The sequence below is a fragment of the Nocardioides marinisabuli genome (assembly GCF_013466785.1).
Classification (GTDB): domain Bacteria; phylum Actinomycetota; class Actinomycetes; order Propionibacteriales; family Nocardioidaceae; genus Nocardioides; species Nocardioides marinisabuli.
The window spans coordinates 531,896-552,223 of sequence record NZ_CP059163.1; the positions used below are offsets into that span (position 1 = coordinate 531,896).

At 74.0% G+C, this 20,328-nt stretch carries 17 protein-coding genes; 8 read left to right on the forward strand and 9 right to left on the reverse strand.

From position 1 onward, the window contains the following. Nucleotides 1–7: 7 nt before the first annotated feature. Both H0S66_RS02490 and H0S66_RS02495 read right to left on the reverse strand, forming a co-directional pair. A complete protein-coding gene (locus H0S66_RS02490) occupies nt 8–1,006 on the reverse strand; it encodes a response regulator transcription factor (protein ID WP_179613978.1) in 999 nt (332 codons plus the stop codon). Between the two features lie 53 nt (nt 1,007–1,059). After that, on the reverse strand, nt 1,060–1,845 hold the full coding sequence (locus H0S66_RS02495) for a glycoside hydrolase family 6 protein (RefSeq protein WP_179613979.1): 786 nt from the start codon (nt 1,843–1,845) through the stop codon (nt 1,060–1,062). A 227-nt stretch (nt 1,846–2,072) separates the two neighbouring features. On the opposite strand from H0S66_RS02495, the gene H0S66_RS02500 reads away from it, so the two are divergent. Continuing rightward, nucleotides 2,073–2,690 (forward strand): Maf family protein, encoded by a 618-nt coding sequence (locus H0S66_RS02500; RefSeq protein WP_180923767.1) that lies wholly within the window; start codon nt 2,073–2,075, stop codon nt 2,688–2,690. On the opposite strand, the gene H0S66_RS02505 is transcribed toward H0S66_RS02500, so the two are convergent. From H0S66_RS02505 to H0S66_RS02520, 4 genes are read right to left on the reverse strand one after another with little or no spacing between them, the layout of a single operon-like run. After that, nucleotides 2,614–3,201, reverse strand: a complete 588-nt coding sequence (locus H0S66_RS02505) for a GtrA family protein (RefSeq protein ID WP_179613981.1) — start codon at nt 3,199–3,201, stop codon at nt 2,614–2,616. The genes H0S66_RS02500 and H0S66_RS02505 overlap by 77 nt on opposite strands. A gap of 21 nt (nt 3,202–3,222) precedes the next feature. Next, nucleotides 3,223–4,404 carry an acyl-CoA dehydrogenase family protein gene (locus tag H0S66_RS02510; protein ID WP_179613982.1) on the reverse strand — a complete coding sequence of 394 codons (1,182 nt, stop codon included), beginning with the start codon at nt 4,402–4,404 and terminating at the stop codon, nt 3,223–3,225. 32 nt (nt 4,405–4,436) lie between these two features. Then, nucleotides 4,437–4,574 carry an MFS transporter small subunit gene (locus H0S66_RS02515; RefSeq protein ID WP_179613983.1) on the reverse strand — a complete coding sequence of 46 codons (138 nt, stop codon included), beginning with the start codon at nt 4,572–4,574 and terminating at the stop codon, nt 4,437–4,439. Next, a complete protein-coding gene (locus H0S66_RS02520; protein ID WP_258017070.1) occupies nt 4,571–5,968 on the reverse strand; it encodes an OFA family MFS transporter in 1,398 nt (465 codons plus the stop codon). The genes H0S66_RS02515 and H0S66_RS02520 overlap by 4 nt, the downstream gene beginning before the upstream one ends. Before the next feature lie 165 nt (nt 5,969–6,133). On the opposite strand from H0S66_RS02520, the gene H0S66_RS02525 reads away from it, so the two are divergent. The 4 genes from H0S66_RS02525 to H0S66_RS02540 are packed head-to-tail and all read left to right on the forward strand — an operon-like array spanning nt 6,134 to nt 13,296. Next, nucleotides 6,134–7,924 carry an acetyl/propionyl/methylcrotonyl-CoA carboxylase subunit alpha gene (locus tag H0S66_RS02525; protein WP_179613985.1) on the forward strand — a complete coding sequence of 597 codons (1,791 nt, stop codon included), beginning with the start codon at nt 6,134–6,136 and terminating at the stop codon, nt 7,922–7,924. Nucleotides 7,925–7,980: 56 nt separating this feature from the next. Beyond that, nucleotides 7,981–8,412, forward strand: a complete 432-nt coding sequence (locus H0S66_RS02530) for a PH domain-containing protein (RefSeq protein WP_179613986.1) — start codon at nt 7,981–7,983, stop codon at nt 8,410–8,412. 10 nt (nt 8,413–8,422) lie between these two features. Next, the gene (locus tag H0S66_RS02535) at nt 8,423–9,865 is read left to right on the forward strand and encodes a PH domain-containing protein (RefSeq protein WP_179613987.1); all 1,443 of its coding nucleotides are present in this window, start codon (nt 8,423–8,425) and stop codon (nt 9,863–9,865) included. Nucleotides 9,866–9,909: 44 nt separating this feature from the next. Then, nucleotides 9,910–13,296 (forward strand): pyruvate carboxylase, encoded by a 3,387-nt coding sequence (locus H0S66_RS02540; RefSeq protein WP_179613988.1) that lies wholly within the window; start codon nt 9,910–9,912, stop codon nt 13,294–13,296. A gap of 3 nt (nt 13,297–13,299) precedes the next feature. Here H0S66_RS02540 and H0S66_RS02545 read toward each other — a convergent pair whose 3' ends face one another. Next, a complete protein-coding gene (locus H0S66_RS02545) occupies nt 13,300–13,827 on the reverse strand; it encodes a helix-turn-helix domain-containing protein (protein WP_258017071.1) in 528 nt (175 codons plus the stop codon). A 27-nt stretch (nt 13,828–13,854) separates the two neighbouring features. On the opposite strand from H0S66_RS02545, the gene H0S66_RS02550 reads away from it, so the two are divergent. Continuing rightward, entirely contained in the window at nt 13,855–15,084 is a 1,230-nt protein-coding gene (locus H0S66_RS02550; protein WP_179613989.1) for a benzoate/H(+) symporter BenE family transporter, read from the forward strand. On the opposite strand, the gene H0S66_RS02555 is transcribed toward H0S66_RS02550, so the two are convergent. Together H0S66_RS02555 and H0S66_RS02560 are read right to left on the reverse strand one after the other, a co-directional pair. Then, entirely contained in the window at nt 15,005–16,234 is a 1,230-nt protein-coding gene (locus H0S66_RS02555) for a SpoIID/LytB domain-containing protein (RefSeq protein ID WP_179613990.1), read from the reverse strand. The genes H0S66_RS02550 and H0S66_RS02555 overlap by 80 nt on opposite strands. A 136-nt stretch (nt 16,235–16,370) precedes the next feature. Next, nucleotides 16,371–17,903, reverse strand: a complete 1,533-nt coding sequence (locus tag H0S66_RS02560) for an LVIVD repeat-containing protein (protein WP_218876209.1) — start codon at nt 17,901–17,903, stop codon at nt 16,371–16,373. 61 nt (nt 17,904–17,964) lie between these two features. On the opposite strand from H0S66_RS02560, the gene H0S66_RS02565 reads away from it, so the two are divergent. Both H0S66_RS02565 and H0S66_RS02570 read left to right on the forward strand, forming a co-directional pair. Further along, nucleotides 17,965–18,681 carry a DUF305 domain-containing protein gene (locus H0S66_RS02565; protein ID WP_218876210.1) on the forward strand — a complete coding sequence of 239 codons (717 nt, stop codon included), beginning with the start codon at nt 17,965–17,967 and terminating at the stop codon, nt 18,679–18,681. Continuing rightward, nucleotides 18,678–20,321: an ABC-F family ATP-binding cassette domain-containing protein gene (locus tag H0S66_RS02570; RefSeq protein WP_179613991.1), complete on the forward strand. Its 1,644-nt coding sequence runs from the start codon at nt 18,678–18,680 to the stop codon at nt 20,319–20,321. The genes H0S66_RS02565 and H0S66_RS02570 overlap by 4 nt, the downstream gene beginning before the upstream one ends. Nucleotides 20,322–20,328: the final 7 nt, after the last annotated feature.

A 20,328-nucleotide genomic window follows, 5' to 3' on the forward strand; every position in this document is an offset into this window, starting at 1 on the left:
GCGTCGCTCAGAGCGGCTCGGCCAGGCGGTAGCCGACGCCGCGCACGGTCTCGACGAAGCGCGGGTTGGTGCTGTCGTCGCCGATCTTGCGCCGCAGGTTGGCGATGTGGACCTCGACCGAGCGCTTGTCGGCCTCGTTGACGAAGTACGAGGTGACGTACTGCTGGCCCCGCATCGTCAGCACCAGGTCGGCCTTGCTGCGGACCCGGCGCCCGGTGCTGAGCAGCGAGGCGAGCAGGTCGAACTCGGTGCGGGTGAGCTCGACCCCGCTGCCGCCCACGGTCACGCTGCGCGTCTCGTTGTTGAGCGCCAGGCCGTTGAAGCGCACCCAGGACCCGTCGGCGGCGGCCCCGCCGGAGTGGGCGGAGTGGGCGGGCTGGACGGACTGGGCGGGCTGGACCGGCTCGTGGGTCGGCTCGGCCTGGGCGGCGACGGGCACCGCGTGCAGCCGCGCCGCGTGCTGGCCCGGCTCGCGCGCCGGCGGCTCGACCGGGGCAGGCACCGGGGGTTCGGAGCTGCGCGGCGGCATCGCCTGCTCCTGCAGGTCGCGGGCCGCCTGGGCCGCCCACGACTGCGCCGGCTCGGCGGCGACGGTCGCAGGAGCGGGCGAGGAGGGGGCGGGCTGGTCGAGCCGCTCGCGCGGTCGGCGCAGCATCGAGTCGGCGCGGGCGCGCAGCTCACGGGGGCGGAACGGCTTGACCAGGTAGTCGTCGGCGCCGGCCTCGAAGCCCTGCACGACGTCGATCTCGTCGGCCAGCGCGGTGATCATGATCAGGTAGGTGTTGCTGAACTCGCGCAGCCGCTTGGCCACGGCGAAGCCGTCCATGCCGGGCATGTTGACGTCGAGGGTGGTGATCAACGGGTCGTGCTTGCGCACCGCCTCGACCCCGCTGGGCCCGTCCTCGGCCAGGATCGTGCGGAACCCGGACTGGGTCAGGACGATGTCGATGAGGTCGCGCACGTCGGGGTCGTCCTCGACGATCACCGCCGTCCAGTCCGAAGTCATGGCAGGAGACTAACAACGAGGAGGTGCCCCAGGGGGCCGGACGCCCCGCCCGGTCACCGCGCGAGACGCAGCGCCGCCTCGGGCCAGATCTCGCCGGCCGCGGGCCCGCCGCCGCAGGTGCCGTCGGACTCGCCCGGCGGCTTGATCCACAGGTAGGCGTCGAGCCCCGTCCCGTCGTCGACGAAGCCGGGACGCTGGCCCAGGGCGGCCTCCTCGGGGTTGCACCACTCCTGCGTCGACCCGTTGCCGTTGCGGCCGCGGTCGACGACCCAGTGCTGCTCGCCCGCCACGAGGTCGTCGAGGGTCTCGGCGTAGGCCCGCTCGTCCTCGTCGCGCTGGTAGTTCGACACGTTGGTGGCGAAGCCGCGCACCCGCTCGACGCCCACCGCCTCGAGCAGGCGCGCCATCGTCCGGGCGGGGATCCAGTCGGAGTGCCCGGCATCGACGTACGTCGTCACCCCGGCCTCGGCGAGCAGCCCGACGGCGCTGCGCAGCTGCTCGACCCGCTCGTCGCGGCGCCCGCACTCCTCGGCGGTGGCCAGCGCGTCGGGCTCGAGCACGACCACCGACGGCGCCTCGGCGGCGCCGAGGGCGGTGGCGACCTCGCCCACCCAGACCGGGTACTGCTCGGCTGGCAGCCCGCCCGACGACAGCGACGCCGCGCAGTCGCGCTCGGGCACGCCGTAGAGCACGAGCACCGGCACCTCGTCGCGCGCGTCGGCGGCGGCCACCAGCGAGGCGGCGTACGCGCCGACGGAGCCGACCGGGTGCCGCTCGGGGGTCAGCCAGATGCCCGAGGGCACCGAGGCGAGCTCCTCGAGCACCTCGGCGAGCGCCACGTCGCCGTCGGCGCGGGCCTGCGCGGCCGCGGCGACCGCGCGGGCGTCGGGTCGGCGTACTGGGACCGCTCGGCGAGGCGGTTGCGCTCCTGCGGCCCGGGCTCGGGCCGGTGAGCACCACGACCAGCGCCACCGCCGCGACGAGGCCGAGGGCCGCGACGCCGAGCAGGAGGAGACGGGGCGCGGGCACGGCGCCAGTCTGCCAAGGGGTCGTAGGGTGGCGCACCGTGACCTCCCCCTCCCCCGTGCTCGTGCTCGGCTCCGCCTCCCCCGCCCGACTCGCCACCCTGCGCAGCGCCGGCATCGAGCCGGTGGTGGTCGTCTCCGGGGTCGACGAGTCCCAGGTGGGCGACCTGGCACCGGTCGAGGTGGCCGGCGCCCTGGCCCGCCTCAAGGCCGAGGCCGTGGTCGGCCGCGACGAGGTGCCGGCCGGCGCGCTGGTGCTGGGCTGCGACTCGGTGTTCGAGCTCGACGGCCGGGCGCTCGGCAAGCCGGAGGATCCCGAGGAGGCCGTCGCCCGGTGGCGCGCGATGCGGGGCCGCAGCGGCGTGCTGCACAGCGGGCACAGCCTGCACGACACCGCGACAGGCCGGGCGGTCGCGGCGACGGAGTCGACGACCGTGCACTTCGCCGACGTGGGCGACGACGAGATCGCGGCCTACGTCGCCACCGGCGAGCCGCTGCACGTCGCCGGCGCCTTCACCATCGACGGGCTGGGCGGCGCGTTCGTCACCGGCATCGAGGGCGACCACCACAACGTGGTGGGCCTCAGCCTGCCCCGCCTGCGGCTGATGGTGGCCGAGCTGGGCCACTCGTGGACGGGTCTCTGGACGGCTGCCCGCTGACGGGTTCGCTGACGGGTGCGCCCGGGTCGACCGGGAAGCGCCGCTCCGCGGGGTAGATGTCGCCGAGGTTGATGGGGCGACGGAAGACCAGGGCGCGGAAGAGCCAGAAGCGGGCGGCGACACCGAGGGCCAGCCCGATGACGTTGGCCGCCACGTTGTCGCTGACGGGGTCGTCGAGGCCCAGCACGTCACGGCTGACGTAGAGGCACAGCACCGGCAGCGTCATCGTGGCGACGTTGATGGCCACGAACGCCGAGCGCCCGCCGTCGGCGTGCCGCGGCGGGCGGTCGCGGAAGGCCCACATCCGGGTGCCGCGGTAGCTGATGACCATGCCGACGGTGTTGGCCAGCACGTAGGCCAGGATCGGTCGGTCGTCGAGCAGCGCGCGGTCACCGGTGTTGAACCCGTGGACCAGCAGGTTGAAGAGCACCAGGGCCACGACCGTGGCCAGGCCGCCGACCGCCAGGAACCGCCCGGCCTCGCCCAGGAGGCGCTGCCGGCGGTGACCCATGCCCGGCAGGCTATCGCCCACCTACTCGACCGGCAGGCCCAGACCCCGGGCGATCAGCATCCGCTGGACCTCCGAGGTGCCCTCCCCGACCTCGAGGACCTTGGCGTCGCGGTAGAAGCGCGCGACCGGGTACTCCTCCATGAAGCCGTAGCCGCCGAAGACCTGGGTGGCGATGCGGGTGGCGGTCACGGCCGACTCGGTGGAGTAGACCTTGGCGACCGCGGCCGCCTGCTTGAACTGCTGGTACGGCGCCCCGGCGTCCTTGAGCGCCGCCGCGCGGTAGGTCAGCATCCGGCTGGCGTGCAGCATCACCTCGAGGTCGGCGATCTGGAAGGCCACGCCCTGCTTGCGCCCGATCGGGCCGCCGAAGGTCTGGCGCTCGCCGGCGTAGGCCAGGCTCATGTCGAGGCAGGCCTGGATGCAGCCGACCGAGAGCGCCGAGATCGCGACCCGGCCGTCGTCGAGGGTCGCGAGGAACTGCGCGTAGCCGCGGCCCTGCTGGCCCAACAGGTTCTCGGCCGGCACCCGGCACGACTCGAAGCTGAGCGGGTGGGTGTCGGAGGCGTGCCAGCCGAGCTTGTCGTAGGCCTTCTCGGCGGTGAAGCCGGGCGTGCCGGCCGGCACCATGATCGCGGAGATCTCGGGGCGGCCGTCCTCGCGGGTGCCGGTGCGGGCGGTGACGGTGACCAACGAGGTGATCTCGGAGCCGGAGTTGGTGATGAACTGCTTCGAGCCGTCGATGACCCACTCGCCGCCGTCGAGCGCCGCCTTGGTGCGGGTGGCCCCCGCGTCGGAGCCGGCGCCGGGCTCGGTGAGCCCGAAGCCGGCCAGCCGCTCACCGGCGACCAGGTCGGGCAGCCACTGCTTCTTCTGCTCCTCGGTGCCGTAGGTGAGCACCGGGTTGATGCCCAGGCCGACCGCGGCCTGCAGGGTGATGCCCATCGACTGGTCGACGCGACCGATCTCCTCGATGGCCACGCACAGGCTGGTGAAGTCGCCGTCCTCTCCGGCGCCGCCGTACTCCTCGGGCGCGGTGAGCCCGAAGAGGCCCAGCGCGCCCATCTTGCGCACCACGTCGACCGGGAAGTGGTGCTCGCGGTCCCACTGCGCGGCGTGGGGCGCGATCTCGGCGGCGGCGAACTCGCGCACGCTGGCGCGGAACTCCTCGTGCTCGCGGGACAGCTCGAAAGCGGTGCTCGTCATGTGAGCCATGCTACCCACGCGGTTAACGTTTGTTAACCCGAGAAGAGGTTGGCCGCCCGGCGCAGGGTCTCCACGAGCCCGTAGGCCAGCGGGACGCCCACCAGGGTCCAGGCCGCCGCGATCCGCACGGTGTGGCTCTCGGTCTGCTGCTCGGTGCCCTCGGCGCTCATGCGTTGCTCCCCTCCAGCTCGTCGGACGTGCCGGTCTCCGGCTCGTGGTACTTCTCGGCGACCGGCCGGATCATCAGGTTGGCCACGAAGCCCACGACCAGCACCCCGACCATGGTCAGCAGGGCCGGGCGGTAGTCGCCCGAGACCAGCTTGCCCGGCTCGCCCTGCGCGTCCAGGAACGCGTTGACGATCAGCGGCCCGGCCACGCCCGCGGCCGCCCACGCGGTCAGCAGCCGGCCGTGGATCGCGCCGACCTCGAAGGTGCCGAAGAGGTCGCGCAGGTAGGCCGGGACGGTGGCGAAGCCGCCGCCGTAGAAGCTGATGATGATGCCGGCCAGCGCCACGAAGAGCACCGTCGAGGTCGACCCGCCCAGGGCCAGCGCCAGGTAGAGGACGATGCCGACGCCGAGGTAGATCATGTAGATGGGCTTGCGACCGAGGTGGTCGGAGGTCGAGGACCACACGAAGCGCCCGGCCATGTTGCAGATCGACAGCACCCCGACGAAGCCACCGGCCGCGGCCGCGCTGATCGCGGAGGTGCCGCCCTCGCGGAAGAAGTCCTGGATCATCGGCGAGGCCTGCTCGAGGATGCCGATGCCGGCCGTGACGTTGCAGAAGAGCACGGTCCACAGCAGCCAGAACTGCGGGGTGCGGATCGCGTTGTTCGCCGACACCGAGGCGTCGGTGACCATCTTCTTCTGCTTCGACTCCGAGGGGTCGAAGCCCTCGGGCGCCCAGTCGTCGGCGGGGACCCGCACGATGAGGGCGCCGAAGAGCATGAAGGCCAGGTAGACCAGCCCCAGCGTCACGAACAGCGCCGCGACCGCTCCCCCGGAGGCCACCGACCCGGGGTCGGAGGAGTCGTAGCCGGAGTCGTAGAGGGCCATCAGCCGGCCGCTGAGCGGGCTGGCGACCATCGCGCCGCCGCCGAAGCCCATGATCGCCATGCCGGTGGCCAGGCCCGGCCGGTCCGGGAACCACTTGATCAGGGTCGAGACCGGGGAGATGTAGCCGATGCCCAGGCCGATGCCGCCCAGCACGCCGTACCCGAGGTAGACCAGCCACAGCTGGTCGGTGCTGATGCCCAGGGCCGCGACCATGAAGCCCGAGGACCAGAACACCGCGGCGGTGGCCATCGCCGCCCGCGGACCGTTGCGGTCGACCCAGGTGCCGAAGAGCGCCGCCGAGAGCCCGAGCATCACGATGGCCAGCGAGAACACGAAGCCGACCCGCGTGAGCGTGGTGTCGAAGTGGGCGACCAGTGCGCTCTTGTAGACGCTGGTGGCGTACACCTGCCCGATCGAGAGGTGCACGGCCAGCGCCGCGGGTGGGATCAGCCACCGCGAGTAGCCGGGGCGGGCGACGGTGCGCTCGCGGGAGAGGACTGCCAGCACGTGGACCTCCGAGGGGGATGAGGACGGACATCCCGTGTGTACCCCCTGAGCAGTGGTGCGCATCACACCCCTGGGAAGGCTGTCCAGCACGCGAGGCCCCCCACGCGACGCCGGCGGCTACCCCTAGACTCCGCAGCACCGAGCCGTCGTGAGTCAGGAGCCAGGGTGTCGCAAGTCAAGCCGTTGCAGAAGGTCCTCATCGCCAACCGGGGCGAGATCGCGGTCCGGGTCATCCGGGCCTGCAAGGACGCCGGCATCGGCAGCGTCGCGGTGTACGCCGAGCCCGACCGCGATGCCATCTTCGTGCGGATGGCCGACGAGGCCCACTCGCTGGGCGGCGCGACCCCCGCCGACTCCTACCTCGACATCGCCAAGATCATCGCGGTCGCCGAGAAGTCGGGCGCCGACTCGGTGCACCCCGGCTACGGCTTCCTCGCCGAGAACGCCGAGTTCGCCCAGGCCGTCATGGACGCCGGGCTGACCTGGATCGGCCCGCCCCCGGCGGCCATCGAGGCCCTCGGCGACAAGGCCAAGGCCAAGCACATCGCCGACAAGGCCAAGGCTCCCCTGGCCCCCGGCACCAAGGACCCCGTCGCCGACGCCGACGAGGTCGTCGCCTTCGCGAAGGCCGAGGGCCTGCCGGTCGCCATCAAGGCGGTCTTCGGCGGCGGCGGGCGCGGCCTCAAGGTCGCGCGCACCCTCGAGGAGATCCCCGACGCCTTCGAGTCCGCGGTCCGCGAGGCCGTCAGCGCCTTCGGCCGCGGCGAGTGCCTGGTCGAGAAGTTCCTCGACAAGCCGCGCCACGTCGAGACCCAGTGCCTGGCCGACAAGCACGGCAACGTCGTGGTCGTCTCCACCCGCGACTGCTCGCTGCAGCGCCGCAACCAGAAGCTCGTCGAGGAGGCCCCCGCGCCGTTCCTCTCCGAGGAGCAGCTCGCCGAGCTCTACGACTCCTCCAAGCGGATCCTGCGCGAGGCCGGCTACTACGGCGCCGGCACCTGCGAGTTCCTGGTCGCCCAGGACGGCACCATCTCCTTCCTCGAGGTCAACACCCGCCTCCAGGTCGAGCACTGCGTCTCCGAGGAGGTCACCGGCATCGACCTGGTGCGCGAGATGTTCCGCATCGCCGCCGGCGAGGAGCTCGGCTACGACGACCCCGAGATCCGCGGGCACTCGATCGAGTTCCGCATCAACGCCGAGGACGGCGGCCGCAACTTCATGCCGGCCCCCGGCACCCTGTCGGCCTGGACCCCGCCCCAGGGTCCCGGCGTGCGCGTCGACGGCGGCTACGAGAACGGCCAGACCGTCCCCGGCTCCTTCGACTCCCTCATCGCCAAGCTCATCGTCACCGGCCGCGACCGCACCCAGGCCATCGAGCGCTCGCGCCGGGCGCTGGAGGAGTTCGTGGTCGACGGCATGCCGACGGTCATCCCCTTCCACCGCGCGGTGCTGAACGACCCGGCGTACGTCGGCGCCTCGAACCCGAGCGGCGAGGGCTCCTTCGAGGTCTACACGCAGTGGATCGAGACCGAGTTCGACAACCAGATCGAGCCCTACTCGGGTGACTCGGCCGAGGCCGAGGAGGCCGGCGAGCGCCAGACCGTGGTCGTCGAGGTCGGCGGCAAGCGGCTCGAGGTCGTCGTGCCCGCCGGGCTGGGCGGGATCGGCGGCGGCGGTGGCGCCGCCACGGCCAAGAAGCCCAAGCGCGCCCAGGGCAAGAAGGCCGGTGCGGCCGCCAGCGGCGACGCCGTGACCAGCCCCATGCAGGGCACCGTCGTCAAGGTCGTCGTCGAGGAGGGCCAGGAGGTCGCCGAGGGCGAGACCGTCGTGGTCATCGAGGCGATGAAGATGGAGCAGCCCCTCAAGGCGCACAAGGCCGGCACCGTCACCGGCCTCAAGGCCGAGGTCGGCGCGACCGTCACCAACGGCGAGGTCATCTGCGAGCTGAAGGACTGATCGCCACGACCGGCCTGCGCCCGCCCCGGCACCAGGTGCACCCCCGGGCGCGCACGATGTGGCTCACCAGCGCGGCGCTCGAGAGCGCCGCGCTGGTGGTCCTCGTGCTGGTGCTCGGCCCGGTGCTCGGTCTCTTCGACCTGCGCTGGTGGATGCTGGCGCCGCTGGTGCTGCTCGACGTCGCGTACGTCGCCGTGGTGCCCGCGTGGCGCTACCGGGTGCACCGCTGGGAGGTGACCGACACGGCGGTCTACACCCAGACCGGGTGGTGGTCGCGGGAGCGACGGATCGCTCCCATGTCGCGCATCCAGACCGTCGACTGGAACCAGGGCCCGGTCGAGCGCCTCTTCGGGCTCGCGAACGTCACCGTCACGACGGCCTCGGCCGCCGGCGCCCTGTCGGTGGCCGGCCTCGACCGCCGCACCGCCGAGGAGCTGGTCGCCGAGCTGACCGTGAAGGCCGACGCGGTCGCCGGGGACGCGACGTGAGCGAGGACGGGTGAGCGAGGACTGGCAGCGCCTGGACCGGCGGATGCTGCTGGTCCACCCGGTGCGCGAGCTGCTGCGCTTCCTGCCGGTCCTCATCGGCGTGGTCGCCTTCGGCTCCGCCTCGAGCGGCGGCCTCGGGCTGCGCTGGGAGCTCCTGGGCGTCCTGGTGCCGGTGGTGCTGGGCGTGCTGCGCTGGCTGACCACCTCCTACCGGGTCCACGAGGGCCGCGTGGAGCTGCGCCGCGGGCTCCTGCAGCGCCACCTGCTCGCCGCCCGGATCGACCGGGTGCGCACCGTCGACACCTCCGCCTCGCTCATCCAGCAGGTGCTCGACCTGGCCACGGTGCGCATCGGCACCGGCGCCAGCGAGGCCGACCTGGACCTCGACGGGCTGCGGGCCGGGCCCGCCCGTGAGCTGCGCGCGCAGCTGCTGCGCGAGAGCTCGGCGACGCCGGCCCCGGAGGACGAGCCGCACGAGACCGACGCGGGGTCCCCGCCGAGCCACGCGGTCCCGGTGCTGCGTCTCGACCCCACCTGGGCCCGCTACGCGCCGCTGACCAGCACCGGCCTGGCCATCGCCGGCGCCCTGCTGGCGGGCCTGAGCCAGCTGCCCCTGCGCCTGGACGTCAGCGACCTGGCGGTGGCCGGCCTCGCCCTGGCCGGCCTCCTGCTGGTGGGCCTGGCGGTGCTGGTCTCGGCGCTGGCCGTCGGCGGCTACCTGCTCACCAACTGGGGGCTGACCCTCACCCACGAGCACGGCACCTGGCACCTGCGCCGTGGCCTGACCACGACCCGCGAGACCAGCGTCGACGACGCCCGTCTGGCCGGGGTCTCCCTGGCCCAGCCGGTCAACCTGCGACTGGCCGGCGCCGCCCGGCTCTCCAGCATCGTGACCGGCCTCGACGGTGACGGGCAGACCCAGATGGAGCTGGTGCCGCCGGCCCCGCGCAGGGTCGTCGAGGGGGTGGCCGGGCAGGTGCTCGGCGACCCGGCACCGGTCACCGGCGCCCTGGTCGGGCACGGCCCGGCCGCGGTGCGCCGCCGCTGGGTGCGGGCGCTCGCCCCGGCGCTGCTGGTGTCGCTGGCGGCGGTGGTGCTGCTCGCGCGCACCGACCTGGGCGCCTGGCTGCTGGCGGTCGCGGTGCTGGCGCCCGTCGCCGGTGCGGCGCTCGCGCTGGACCGCTCGCGCACCCTGGGCCACGCCCTGGTCGGGGGTCGCCTGGTCGCCCGCAGCGGCAGCCTGACCTGTCGCCGCGACGTGCTCGGGGTCGAGCACGTGATCGGCTGGACCCTCGAGGACTCGTGGTTCCAGCGCCGGGCCGGGCTGACCACGCTCGTGGCCACCACCGCCGGCGGCCGGCAGCGGGTCGTGGTGCCCGACGTGCCCGAGGACGAGGCGCTGCGGGTCGCGGCCGGAGCCACCCCCGACCTGCTGGCGCAGTTCCTGGGCTGAGACGACCCCACCACGGCACGCCGGACCTGGGTAGGTTGCGGTGCATGTTTACCAAGGTGCTGGTGGCCAACCGTGGTGAGATCGCCGTCCGCGCGTTCCGCGCGGCCTACGAGCTCGGGGCGCGCACCGTCGCGGTCTTCCCCCACGAGGACCGCTGGTCCGAGCACCGGCTGAAGGCCGACGAGGCCTACGAGATCGGCGAGCGCGGCCACCCGGTGCGCGCCTACCTCGACCCCCAGGCGATCGTCGACGTCGCGGTGCGGGCCGGGGCCGACGCGGTCTACCCCGGCTACGGCTTCCTCTCCGAGAACCCCGGCCTCGCCGAGGCCTGCGCCGCCGCGGGCATCACCTTCGTGGGCCCGACCAGCGAGGTCCTCGAGCTGACCGGCAACAAGGCGCGCGCGATCGCCGCGGCCAAGGCCGCCGGTGTACCGACCCTGGCCTCGGTCGAGCCGTCCACCGACGTCGACGCCCTCGTGGCCGCCGCCGAGGAGCTGCCCTACCCGCTGTTCGTCAAGGCGGTCGCCGGCGGCGGCGGGCGTGGCATGCGCCGCGTCGACGACCCGGCGCTGCTGCGCGAGGCGGTCGAGACCTGCATGCGCGAGGGCGAGGGCGCCTTCGGCGACCCCACCGTCTTCATCGAGCAGGCCGTCGTCGAGCCCCGCCACATCGAGGTGCAGATCCTCGCCGACGGCTCCGGCGAGGTGATGCACCTCTTCGAGCGCGACTGCTCGGTGCAGCGTCGCCACCAGAAGGTCGTCGAGATCGCCCCGGCCCCCAACCTCCCACCCGAGCTGCGGGAGCGGATGTGCGCCGACGCGGTGCGCTTCGCCCGCGAGATCGGCTACCGCAACGCCGGCACCGTGGAGTTCCTCCTCGACCCCGACGGCAACTACGTCTTCATCGAGATGAACCCGCGCATCCAGGTCGAGCACACCGTGACCGAGGAGGTCACCGACGTCGACCTCGTGCAGGCCCAGCTGCGCATCGCCTCCGGCGAGACCCTGGCCGACCTCGGGCTCTCCCAGGACACCCTGGTGCTGCGCGGCGCCGCCCTGCAGTGCCGCATCACCACCGAGGACCCCGCCAACGGTTTCCGCCCCGACACCGGGCAGATCACCACCTACCGCTCCCCCGGCGGCGGCGGGGTGCGCCTCGACGGCGGCACCGTCTACACCGGCGCCGAGGTCTCGGCCCACTTCGACTCGATGCTGGCCAAGCTCACCTGCCGCGGCCGCACCTTCGACAAGGCCGTCGAGAAGGCCCGCCGGGCGGTCGCGGAGTTCCGCATCCGCGGCGTGGCCACCAACATCCCGTTCCTCCAGGCCGTGCTCGACGACCCCGACTTCGCCGCCGGGCGCGTGACCACCTCCTTCATCGAGACCCACCCCGAGCTGCTCTCGGCGCGCGGCTCGGGCGACCGCGGCACCAAGCTGCTGACCTACCTGGCCGAGGTGACGGTCAACCAGCCGAACGGCCCCGCGCCGGTCAGCCTGGACCCCGCCACCAAGCTGCCCCCGACCGACCTCGCGGTGCCGGCACCCGACGGCAGCCGCCAGGCGCTGCTGCGCCTGGGCCCCGAGGGCTTCGCGCGGGCGCTGCGCGAGCAGCGCGACGTCGCCGTCACCGACACCACCTTCCGCGACGCCCACCAGTCGCTGCTGGCCACCCGCGTGCGCACCCGCGACCTGCTCACCGTCGCCCCCCACGTCGCCCGCACCACCCCCGAGCTGTGGTCGCTGGAGTGCTGGGGCGGGGCGACGTACGACGTCGCGCTGCGCTTCCTCTCCGAGGACCCCTGGGAGCGCCTGGCCCAGCTGCGCCAGGCGGTGCCCAACGTGTGCCTGCAGATGCTGCTGCGCGGGCGCAACACCGTCGGCTACACCCCCTACCCGACCTCGGTCACCGACGCGTTCGTCGCCGAGGCGGCCGCCACCGGGCTCGACGTGTTCCGCATCTTCGACGCCCTCAACGACGTCGAGCAGATGCGCCCGGCGATCGACGCGGTGCGCGCGACCGGCACCGCCGTCGCCGAGGTGGCGCTCTGCTACACCGGCGACCTCTCCGACCCCGGCGAGCAGCTCTACACCCTCGACTACTACCTGCGCCTGGCCGAGCGGATCGTCGACGCCGGCGCCCACGTGCTGGCGATCAAGGACATGGCGGGCCTGCTGCGCGCCCCCGCCGCCCGCACCCTGGTCACCGCCCTGCGCGAGCGCTTCGACCTGCCGGTGCACCTGCACACCCACGACACCACCGGCGGCCAGCTCGCCACGCTCACCGCAGCGATCGAGGCCGGGGTCGACGCCGTCGACGCCGCGACCGCCTCGATGGCCGGCACCACCTCGCAGCCCTCGCTGTCGGCGCTGGTGGCGGCCACCGACCACTCCGAGCGCCCCACCGGCCTCTCGCTGGCCGCGGTCAACGCGCTGGAGCCCTACTGGGAGGCCACCCGTCGCGTCTACGCCCCGTTCGAGTCGGGCCTCAGCGCGCCGACCGGGCGGGTCTACCGCCACGAGATCCCCGGCGGGCAGCTCTCCAACCTGCGCCAGCAGGCCATCGCGCTGGGCCTGGGCGAGAAGTTCGAGCAGGTCGAGGACATGTACGCCGCCGCCAACGACATCCTCGGCAACCTGCCCAAGGTGACCCCGAGCTCCAAGGTCATCGGCGACCTCGCGCTGTCGCTGGTCGGCCTGGGCGCCGACCCCGCCGAGTTCGCGGCCGACCCCGGCTCCTACGACATCCCCGACTCGGTGATCGGCTTCCTCAACGGCGAGCTCGGGGACCCGCCGGGCGGCTGGCCCGAGCCGTTCCGCACCCGCGCGCTCGAGGGCCGCTCGTGGACCCCCGCGGCCGAGGAGCTGGCCCCCGAGGACGCCGAGCGCCTCGCGGGCTCCTCCGCCCAGCGCCGCCGCGCGCTCAACGAGCTGCTCTTCCCCGGCCCGACGAAGAGCTACCTCGAGGCGTGCGAGACCTACGGCGACGTGTCGGTGCTCTCGACCCGCGACTACCTCTACGGGCTGCGCCAGGGCGAGGAGCACGAGGTCGCCATCGACGAGGGCAAGACGCTGCTGATGGGCGTGCAGTCGATCAGCGAGCCCGACGAGCGCGGCTACCGCACGGTGATGGCGCTGCTCAACGGCCAGATGCGCCCGGTCAGCGTGCGTGACACCTCCGTGGCCTCCGAGGTGGCCGCCGCCGAGAAGGCCGACCCCTCCGAGCCCGGCCAGGTGGCCGCCCCCTTCCAGGGCGTGGTGACCGTCGTGGTCGAGAAGGGCCAGCAGGTGGCCGCCGGCGAGACGCTCGCGACGATCGAGGCGATGAAGATGGAGGCGGCCATCACCGCCCCCGTGGCCGGCACCGTCGAGCGGGTCGCGCTGCCCGGCACCCAGGCCGTCGAGGGCGGCGACCTGGTGGTCGTGCTCGACTGATCCTCAGCCGGGCGTGCGGATCACGTCGACGCCGCTGAACCCCTCGGGGCCGCCGGTGTAGGCGTGCGCCACGTCGGCCGCCCACGCGTGGTGCTCGCCCGGCCCCAGCTCGACGACGGTCCCCCCGACGTCGAGGCGGCAGCGGCCGGTCAGCACGACGAGCTGCTCGTGGGCGCCGGTGGCGTGCGCGGGCGAGCGCCGGGTGCGCCCGGGGGCGACCTGCACCAGGTAGACCTCCGTCGTGTGCCCGGCCTCCCGCACCAGGTGCAGCCGGCGGGCGCTGAGCGCCTCGTCGGCGGCGCCGGCCCCGTCGTGGTCCTCGAGCAGGGCGGCGAGCGGCACGCCGAGCGGGCCGGCGACGGCGTACAGGGTCTCGAGCGTGGGGTTGCGGCGACCGGCCTCGAGCTCGGAGAGCGTGCCCTTGCCGATCTCGGCGGCGGCCGCCAGCGCGCTGAGTGAGAGACCGCGCTCGGTGCGCAGCATCCGGATGCGGGCGCCGGCCGAGGCACCGGCGTCGTAGGATCGTTCCACAAACAGAACGATACCGCTGGAGGGCGCATGCACCAGGACCACTCGCCGGTCGTGGCCGGGGTCGTCGCGGCCGTGGTCGGCTTCAGCAGCTCCTTCGTCGTGGTGCTGGCCGGGCTGGTCGCGGTGGGCGCGACCCCGGCGCAGGCGGCGTCGGGGCTGCTGGCGCTGTGCGTCGCCCAGGGCCTGGGCATGGCGTGGCTGGCGGTGCGGCACCGCACGCCGCTGTCGCTGGCCTGGTCGACCCCCGGCGCCGCGCTGCTGGTCTCCACCGGCGCCGTGGCCGGCGGCTGGTCGGCGGCGGTCGGGGCCTTCGTGGCCACCGCGGCGCTGATCGCGCTGACCGGGCTGCTGCCCGCGCTGGGCGACCTGGTCGCGCGCATCCCGGTGAGCCTGGCCCGGGCGATGCTGGCCGGGGTGCTGCTGCCGATCTGCCTCGAGCCGGTGCTGGGCGTGGCCGCCACGCCGCTGCTGGTCGGGCCGGTCGTGCTGGCCTGGCTGCTCGGGCAGCGCCTCTTCCCGCGGTGGGCGGTGCCGGCCTCCCTGGTGGTGGCCCTCGTGGTGGTGCTGGTCGAGACCGCCGGCGAGGTGCCGGTGGGCGCCGCGGTGCCCACGCTGGCGTGGACCACGCCCTCGTGGAGCCTGCCGGCCCTGGTCGGCATCGCGCTCCCGCTGTACGTCGTCACGATGGCCTCGCAGAACGTGCCCGGGGTGGCGGTGATGGCCGGCAACGGCTACCCGGTGCCCTGGCGCGAGACGATGACGGTCACCGGTCTGGGCACCGCGCTGGTCGCGCCCCTCGGCGGCCACGCGGTCAACCTCGCCGCGATCACCGCCGCGATGGTGGCCGGGCCCGAGGGCGGGCCCGACCGCGACGAGCGGTGGCGCGGCGCGGTGTCGGCCGCGGTCACCTACCTGGTGCTGGCCGCCGGCGCGGCGGGGCTGACGGCGCTGGTCACCGCCGCCCCCGACGGGGTCGTGCAGTCGGCGGCCGGGCTGGCGCTGCTGGGCACCCTGGCCGCCTCGCTGTCCGACGCGCTGGCCGACGCCCACGAGCGGGTCGCGGCGGTGACCTGCCTCGTGGTCGCCGCCAGCGGGGTGACGGTGCTCGGCGTGGGCGCGGCGTTCTGGGCACTGGTCGCCGGGCTGGTGGTGCGCGCGGTGCTCCGCACCGGGGGCGTCAGCGCGAGCGCACCCGGAACGTCACCCACGGCGACTTCAGGCCCAGCCCGAAGCGCAGGGCGTCACCGCTCACGGTGACCTTCCCGCCGGTGCCCGCGAGGCGCACCGAGCGCACCCGCCCGCCCCACTGGCCGTTGCCGTCGCGCGAGAGCACCGTGATCGAGCGCAGGTCGCCCACGGCGGGGAAGGCGCTCTCGACCCGCTGGTCGGTCAGCGTCACCGACCAGTCGTGGTGGGGGTTGCCCGCCCAGTCGTCGTACTTGTCGGCGCGCGCCGCGAGGTAGGGCCGCGAGCCGGCGGCGGTCCACCCGCCGCTGCTGGAGGAGAACTGGGTGAAGGCGGGCTGGCCGTCGGCGAGGCGGACCTGCTTGGCGGTCGCGCGCACGGCCGCGTCGGAGCCGGGGTGCTCGGCGCGCACGCCGCCGTAGACCTGGCAGGAGGTGGTGTCGCAGAGCTGGTAGTGCGAGGCCCGGGGGGTGCGGCGCTCGAAGACGGCGTAGCTGCGGGCGGCCACGGCCTGGGCGCGCACCGCCGCCTTGCTCCACGACGCGGGGATCTCCAGGGGCACGACGCCGCGCAGGTAGTCGTCGAGGCGCACCTTGTTGACGGTGTCGCGGGCCCTGGCCCCCGGGCTGGGCGGCAGGGCGCGCAGGCGGCCGCGGTAGGCGCGGTCGCCGGCGGGGGTCACCAGCGTCACCGGCGCGTTGCCGGCGCTGAGCTCGCCGTTGCCCTTGAGGTCGCGCCACTTGGTCCACGACCCCGCCCCGCCGGCCGCGGTGCGCCAGGAGACGCGCGTGCGGTCGCGGCGGTTCTGGCGCACCCGCCACAGCGCGGGGGTGCGACCGCCCACCTTCGTGGGCAGCCGGGTGGTGGCGCCGGTGGCCAGGTCGCGCACCCGCAGCCCGCTGCGGCTGCGCACGACGAGGTCGTCGGTGGTGTCGGCGGAGATCAGGACGCTCACCCGGCCGCCGCGCTTCCCCATGGTGGTGCCGGGGTAGTAGAAGTCGAGGATCTGCGCGGCGCTGAGGCCCTGGCGCGCGGCGCCCTCCGCGCCGTGCTGCGACATCCCGTGCCCGTGGCCGTAGCCGTGCCCGCGCACCGTGATGCTCGCCTTGCCCGGCACCTTCCAGGAGTCGCCGGCGGCCAGGGCGGGCGAGGGCGCCGACAGCGCAGAGGCCGCCACCGTGGCGATCAGCGCCGGCAGCAGCAGGCGCGGTGGAGGACGCACAGGGAGGGCTCCAGACGAGCGGGGGCGGGGGGCCGGTGGGGTCGCAGCAGAGCGCCTGCGACCACACCAGCCCCTATCGCACCACGCGTCACAGACCCCCGCAACGCGTCGGCGCGAACTACAGACCTGTAGTTCCTCAGCCCCGGTACGCCGGCTGCGACTGGGCGTTGAAGGTCGTGGTGCGCACCTTCTTGGCGCCGTTCACGCGCGGGTCGTCGATCGAGAAGACCTCGAGGCCGCGGGTGATGTCGCTGGAGTAGATGTGGCCGTTGTACCAGTAGACCGACCAGGCGCCGCCGGTCTCGAGGCTGGTCGCCGAGATCGGGCCGCGGTCGAACCAGGCGATCTCCTCGGGGTTCGCGGAGTCGGTGAAGTCGAAGACCGAGAACCCGCCCTGGTACCAGGCCTGCACCATGATGTCCTTGCCCTTGACCGGGATCAGCGAGCCGTTGTGGGCCACGCAGTTCTCGGTGAGCGTCTGCGGGCGCGGGATCTTGTAGTAGCTCTTGAAGGCCAGCGAGCCGCCCTCGATGTCGTAGATGCCGTCGGCGCCGCGGGTGCTGCCGAAGACCGGGTTGCAGGTCGGCAGCGAGCCGCCGCCGAGCTCGTCGGTGAAGAGCACCTTGGTGCCGGCGTTGTTGAAGGTCGCGGAGTGCCAGAAGGCGAAGTTGACGTCGTCCGTCACCCGGTCGACGACCTTCGGCCGGGCCCGCTTCGAGATGTCCATCAGGATGCCGTCGCCCATGCAGGCGCCGGCGGCCAGGTCCTTGGCCGGGTAGGCGGTGATGTCGTGGCAGCCGCTGGTCGAGCTGGAGGTCAGCAGCGGGACGGGACCGCCCGGGTTGCCCCCGTCGGGGAAGAGCACGGGGGTCGCGACCAGGCGGGCCCGGGCCGGCTTGCGCACCGGCACCTTGACCACCGAGACGATGTCGTGGGGCGGCTGGCAGTCGGGGAAGTCGGAGCTGGGCGAGTAGGAGGAGACGTAGACGAAGAGCTGCTTGCCGCTGCGGTTGGGCGCCAGGGTGTGGGTGTGCGAGCCGCAGGCGGTCTCGACCGAGGCGACGTAGCGCGGCTTGGCGGGCCGGGAGATGTCGAAGACCCGCAGGCCCTCCCACGAGGACTTCTCGCTGGCCGACTGGGCGGTGCTGGAGCAGGAGTCGTCGCTGCGGCTGGAGTCGACGCTGAGCACGAGCACGTCGCCGTGCACCGAGACGTCACCCTGCCCGCCCGGGCACACGACCTGGGCGACACGCTTGGGCCGGGTCGGCTTCTTGATGTCGTAGACACCGAAGCCGTTGTAGTTGCCGACGTAGGCGTAGCGGCCCTGGAAGGCCATGTCGGTGCCGTAGGCGCCCTCCTCGGCGAACGCGCCGACGAGCGGGAGGTGGGCGACGAGGTCGACGTTGTCGGACTTGTCGATGTCGTCCTCGCTGAGCCCCGGCGCCGCGGCGCCGGCCTCGAGGCCCGCCAGCAGGGAGCCGGGCAGGTCGCAGGCGAGGGCGAAGTTGTCGCCCGCGGCGACGAGCGCGGCACGCTCCTCGTCGGTGCAGGCGCGCGCGCCCGGGTCGGCCTGCGCGGAGCCGTTGACGACCGCGAGGCCGACACCGCCCACGAGGACGACGCCGAGGACGGCGTGGGTGGCTCTGGCCCGGAGGGAGGGTCGGCTCATGCTGCTGCAACCCCGCGGGGCCTCAGAAGTTACGGCGCGGCCGTGTTCTGATTGCCTCCTGATGCGTACGCTCCCCTCCCCCGCGATCGCGCGGCACGCCCTGGCCGTCGTGGTCGTCGTCTGCATGGCGGGGCTCACCGCCTGCAGCGGCGAGGCCGCCGAGCCGGGTCCGAGCGGCTCGGCCGACCCGACCTCCCCGGCCGACCCGGGGGTCGCGCAGGTCCAGCCGGGGTCGCCCGGCGAACCGGCGGTGACCCTCGACGCCGACGCGGTGGTCGGCGCCCCGGGCTGGAACCACGACGACCTGGCCTTCGTGCAGATGATGGTGCCGCACCACCAGCAGGCGCTCCAGATGGCCGAGCTGGCCGAGTCGCGCGCCGACTCCCCCGAGGTCGCCGGCCTGGCCGCGCGGATCGAGGCGGCGCAGGGCCCCGAGATCCTGCTGATGGCCGGGTGGCTGGGCGAGCAGGGCGTCGAGGTCCCGGGGCCCGGCGACGACCCCAGCGACTGGGACCACGCCTCCCACGGGCACGCCGGCATGGCCGGGATGCTCGACGCCGAGCAGATGGCGGCCCTGGCTGCGGCTGAGGGCGTCGAGTTCGACCGGCTCTTCCTCGAGGGGATGATCAGCCACCACGAGGGCGCGGTGGAGATGGCCGTCGACGTGCTGACCGCGGGTCAGGACCGGCGGGTCCTCGAGCTCGCCGACGACGTCAACGCCGGGCAGTCGGCCGAGATCGCGCGCATGCGCCGGATGCTCGACGGGCTCCAGCGGTGAGCGCCACCCTGGTGGCGAAGGACCTGTCCGGCGGGCACGGCCACCGGGTCCTCTTCGAGGGGCTCGACCTCACCGTCGCCCCCGGGGACGTGGTCGGCGTGGTCGGCGCCAACGGGGCCGGCAAGTCCACCCTGCTGCGGCTGCTGGCCGGCGCCACGGCGCCGTTCGGCGGCAGCGTCGCGTGCGCGCCGAGCGACGCGTTCGTGGGCTGGTTGCCGCAGGAGCACGAGCGGATGCCCGGCGAGAGCGTCGGGCAGTACGTCGCGCGGCGTACGGGCGCGGCGGAGGCGACCGCCGAGATGGAGCGCACCGCCGACGCGCTGGGCTCCGGCGAGCCAGGCGCCGACGACGCCTACGCCGCGGCGTTCGACCGGTGGCTGGGCAGCGGGGCGCCCGACCTGGAGGACCGGCTCGGCCCGGTGCTGGCCGACCTGGGCCTCGACGTCGACCCGGCCACCCCGATGACCGCGCTCTCGGGCGGCCAGGCAGCGCGGGCCGCGCTGGCGGCGCTGCTGCTGAGCCGCTTCGACGTGGTGCTGCTCGACGAGCCGACCAACGACCTCGACCTCGACGGGCTGGCCCGCCTGGAGGCGTTCGTGCACGGCCTGCGCGGCGGCGTGGTGCTGGTCTCCCACGACCGCGAGTTCCTCGCCCGGTGCGTGACCCGCATCGTCGAGCTCGACCTGGCGCAGGGCCAGGTCAGCGTCTACGACGGCGGCTACGAGGCGTTCCTGGAGGAGCGGGCGGTCAAGCGGCGCCACGCGCGCGAGGCCTACGAGCAGTACGCCGGCACCCGCGCCGACCTGGTCGCGCGGGCCCGCACCCAGCGCGAGTGGAGCTCGCAGGGGGTGCGCAACGCGATGAAGAAGGCCCCCGACAACGACAAGATCCGGCGCAAGGCGTCGACGGAGTCCTCGGAGAAGCAGGCGCAGAAGGTGCGGCAGATGGAGTCGCGGATCGCCCGGCTCGAGGAGGTCGAGGAGCCGCGCAAGGAGTGGCAGCTGCAGTTCGACATCGCCGCCGCGCCGCGCTCGAGCTCGGTGGTCGCCACCCTCAACGAGGCGACCCGTCGCCTGGGCGACTTCACGCTCGGCCCGGTGTCGCTGCAGGTCGACGCCGGCCAGCGGATCGGTGTCACCGGCCCCAACGGCGCCGGCAAGACCACGCTGCTGGGCCTGCTGCTGGGCTGGTCCCAGCCCGACAGCGGCTCGGCGTCGCTGGGCGCCTCGGTAGCCGTCGGCGTGATCGACCAGGCGCGCACCGGCCTTGACCACGGCGTGGCGCTGGGGACGGCCTTCGAGCGGGTGGTGCCGGAGATGACCCAGGCCGAGGTGCGCACCCTGCTGGCGAAGTTCGGGCTCAAGGCCGACCAGGTCGGCGTCGAGGTGGGCCGGCTCTCGCCGGGCGAGCGCACCCGGGCGGCGATGGCGCTGCTGCAGGCCCGCGGGGTCAACCTGCTGGTGCTCGACGAGCCCACCAACCACCTCGACCTGCCCGCGATCGAGCAGCTCGAGGAGGCGCTGGCGGCGTACGACGGCGCGCTGCTGCTGGTCTCGCACGACCGCCGGCTGCTGGCCAACGTGCGCCTCGACCAGCGCTGGCACGTCGAGGACGGCCGGGTCGCTCTCGGCGTCGTCTGACCGACGA

Bases quoted from the DNA above. Each gene is read 5' to 3' on its own strand.
- H0S66_RS02515 (WP_179613983.1), bottom strand. From the start codon at position 4,574: ATGAGCGCCGAGGGCACCGAGCAGCAGACCGAGAGCCACACCGTGCGG.
- H0S66_RS02550 (WP_179613989.1), top strand. From the start codon at position 13,855: ATGCACCAGGACCACTCGCCGGTCGTGGCCGGGGTCGTCGCGGCCGTG.
- H0S66_RS02490 (WP_179613978.1), bottom strand. From the start codon at position 1,006: ATGACTTCGGACTGGACGGCGGTGATCGTCGAGGACGACCCCGACGTG.
- H0S66_RS02540 (WP_179613988.1), top strand. From the start codon at position 9,910: ATGTTTACCAAGGTGCTGGTGGCCAACCGTGGTGAGATCGCCGTCCGC.
- H0S66_RS02560 (WP_218876209.1), bottom strand. From the start codon at position 17,903: ATGAGCCGACCCTCCCTCCGGGCCAGAGCCACCCACGCCGTCCTCGGC.
- H0S66_RS02505 (WP_179613981.1), bottom strand. From the start codon at position 3,201: ATGGGTCACCGCCGGCAGCGCCTCCTGGGCGAGGCCGGGCGGTTCCTG.
- H0S66_RS02565 (WP_218876210.1), top strand. From the start codon at position 17,965: ATGCGTACGCTCCCCTCCCCCGCGATCGCGCGGCACGCCCTGGCCGTC.
- H0S66_RS02510 (WP_179613982.1), bottom strand. From the start codon at position 4,404: ATGACGAGCACCGCTTTCGAGCTGTCCCGCGAGCACGAGGAGTTCCGC.
- H0S66_RS02530 (WP_179613986.1), top strand. From the start codon at position 7,981: ATGTGGCTCACCAGCGCGGCGCTCGAGAGCGCCGCGCTGGTGGTCCTC.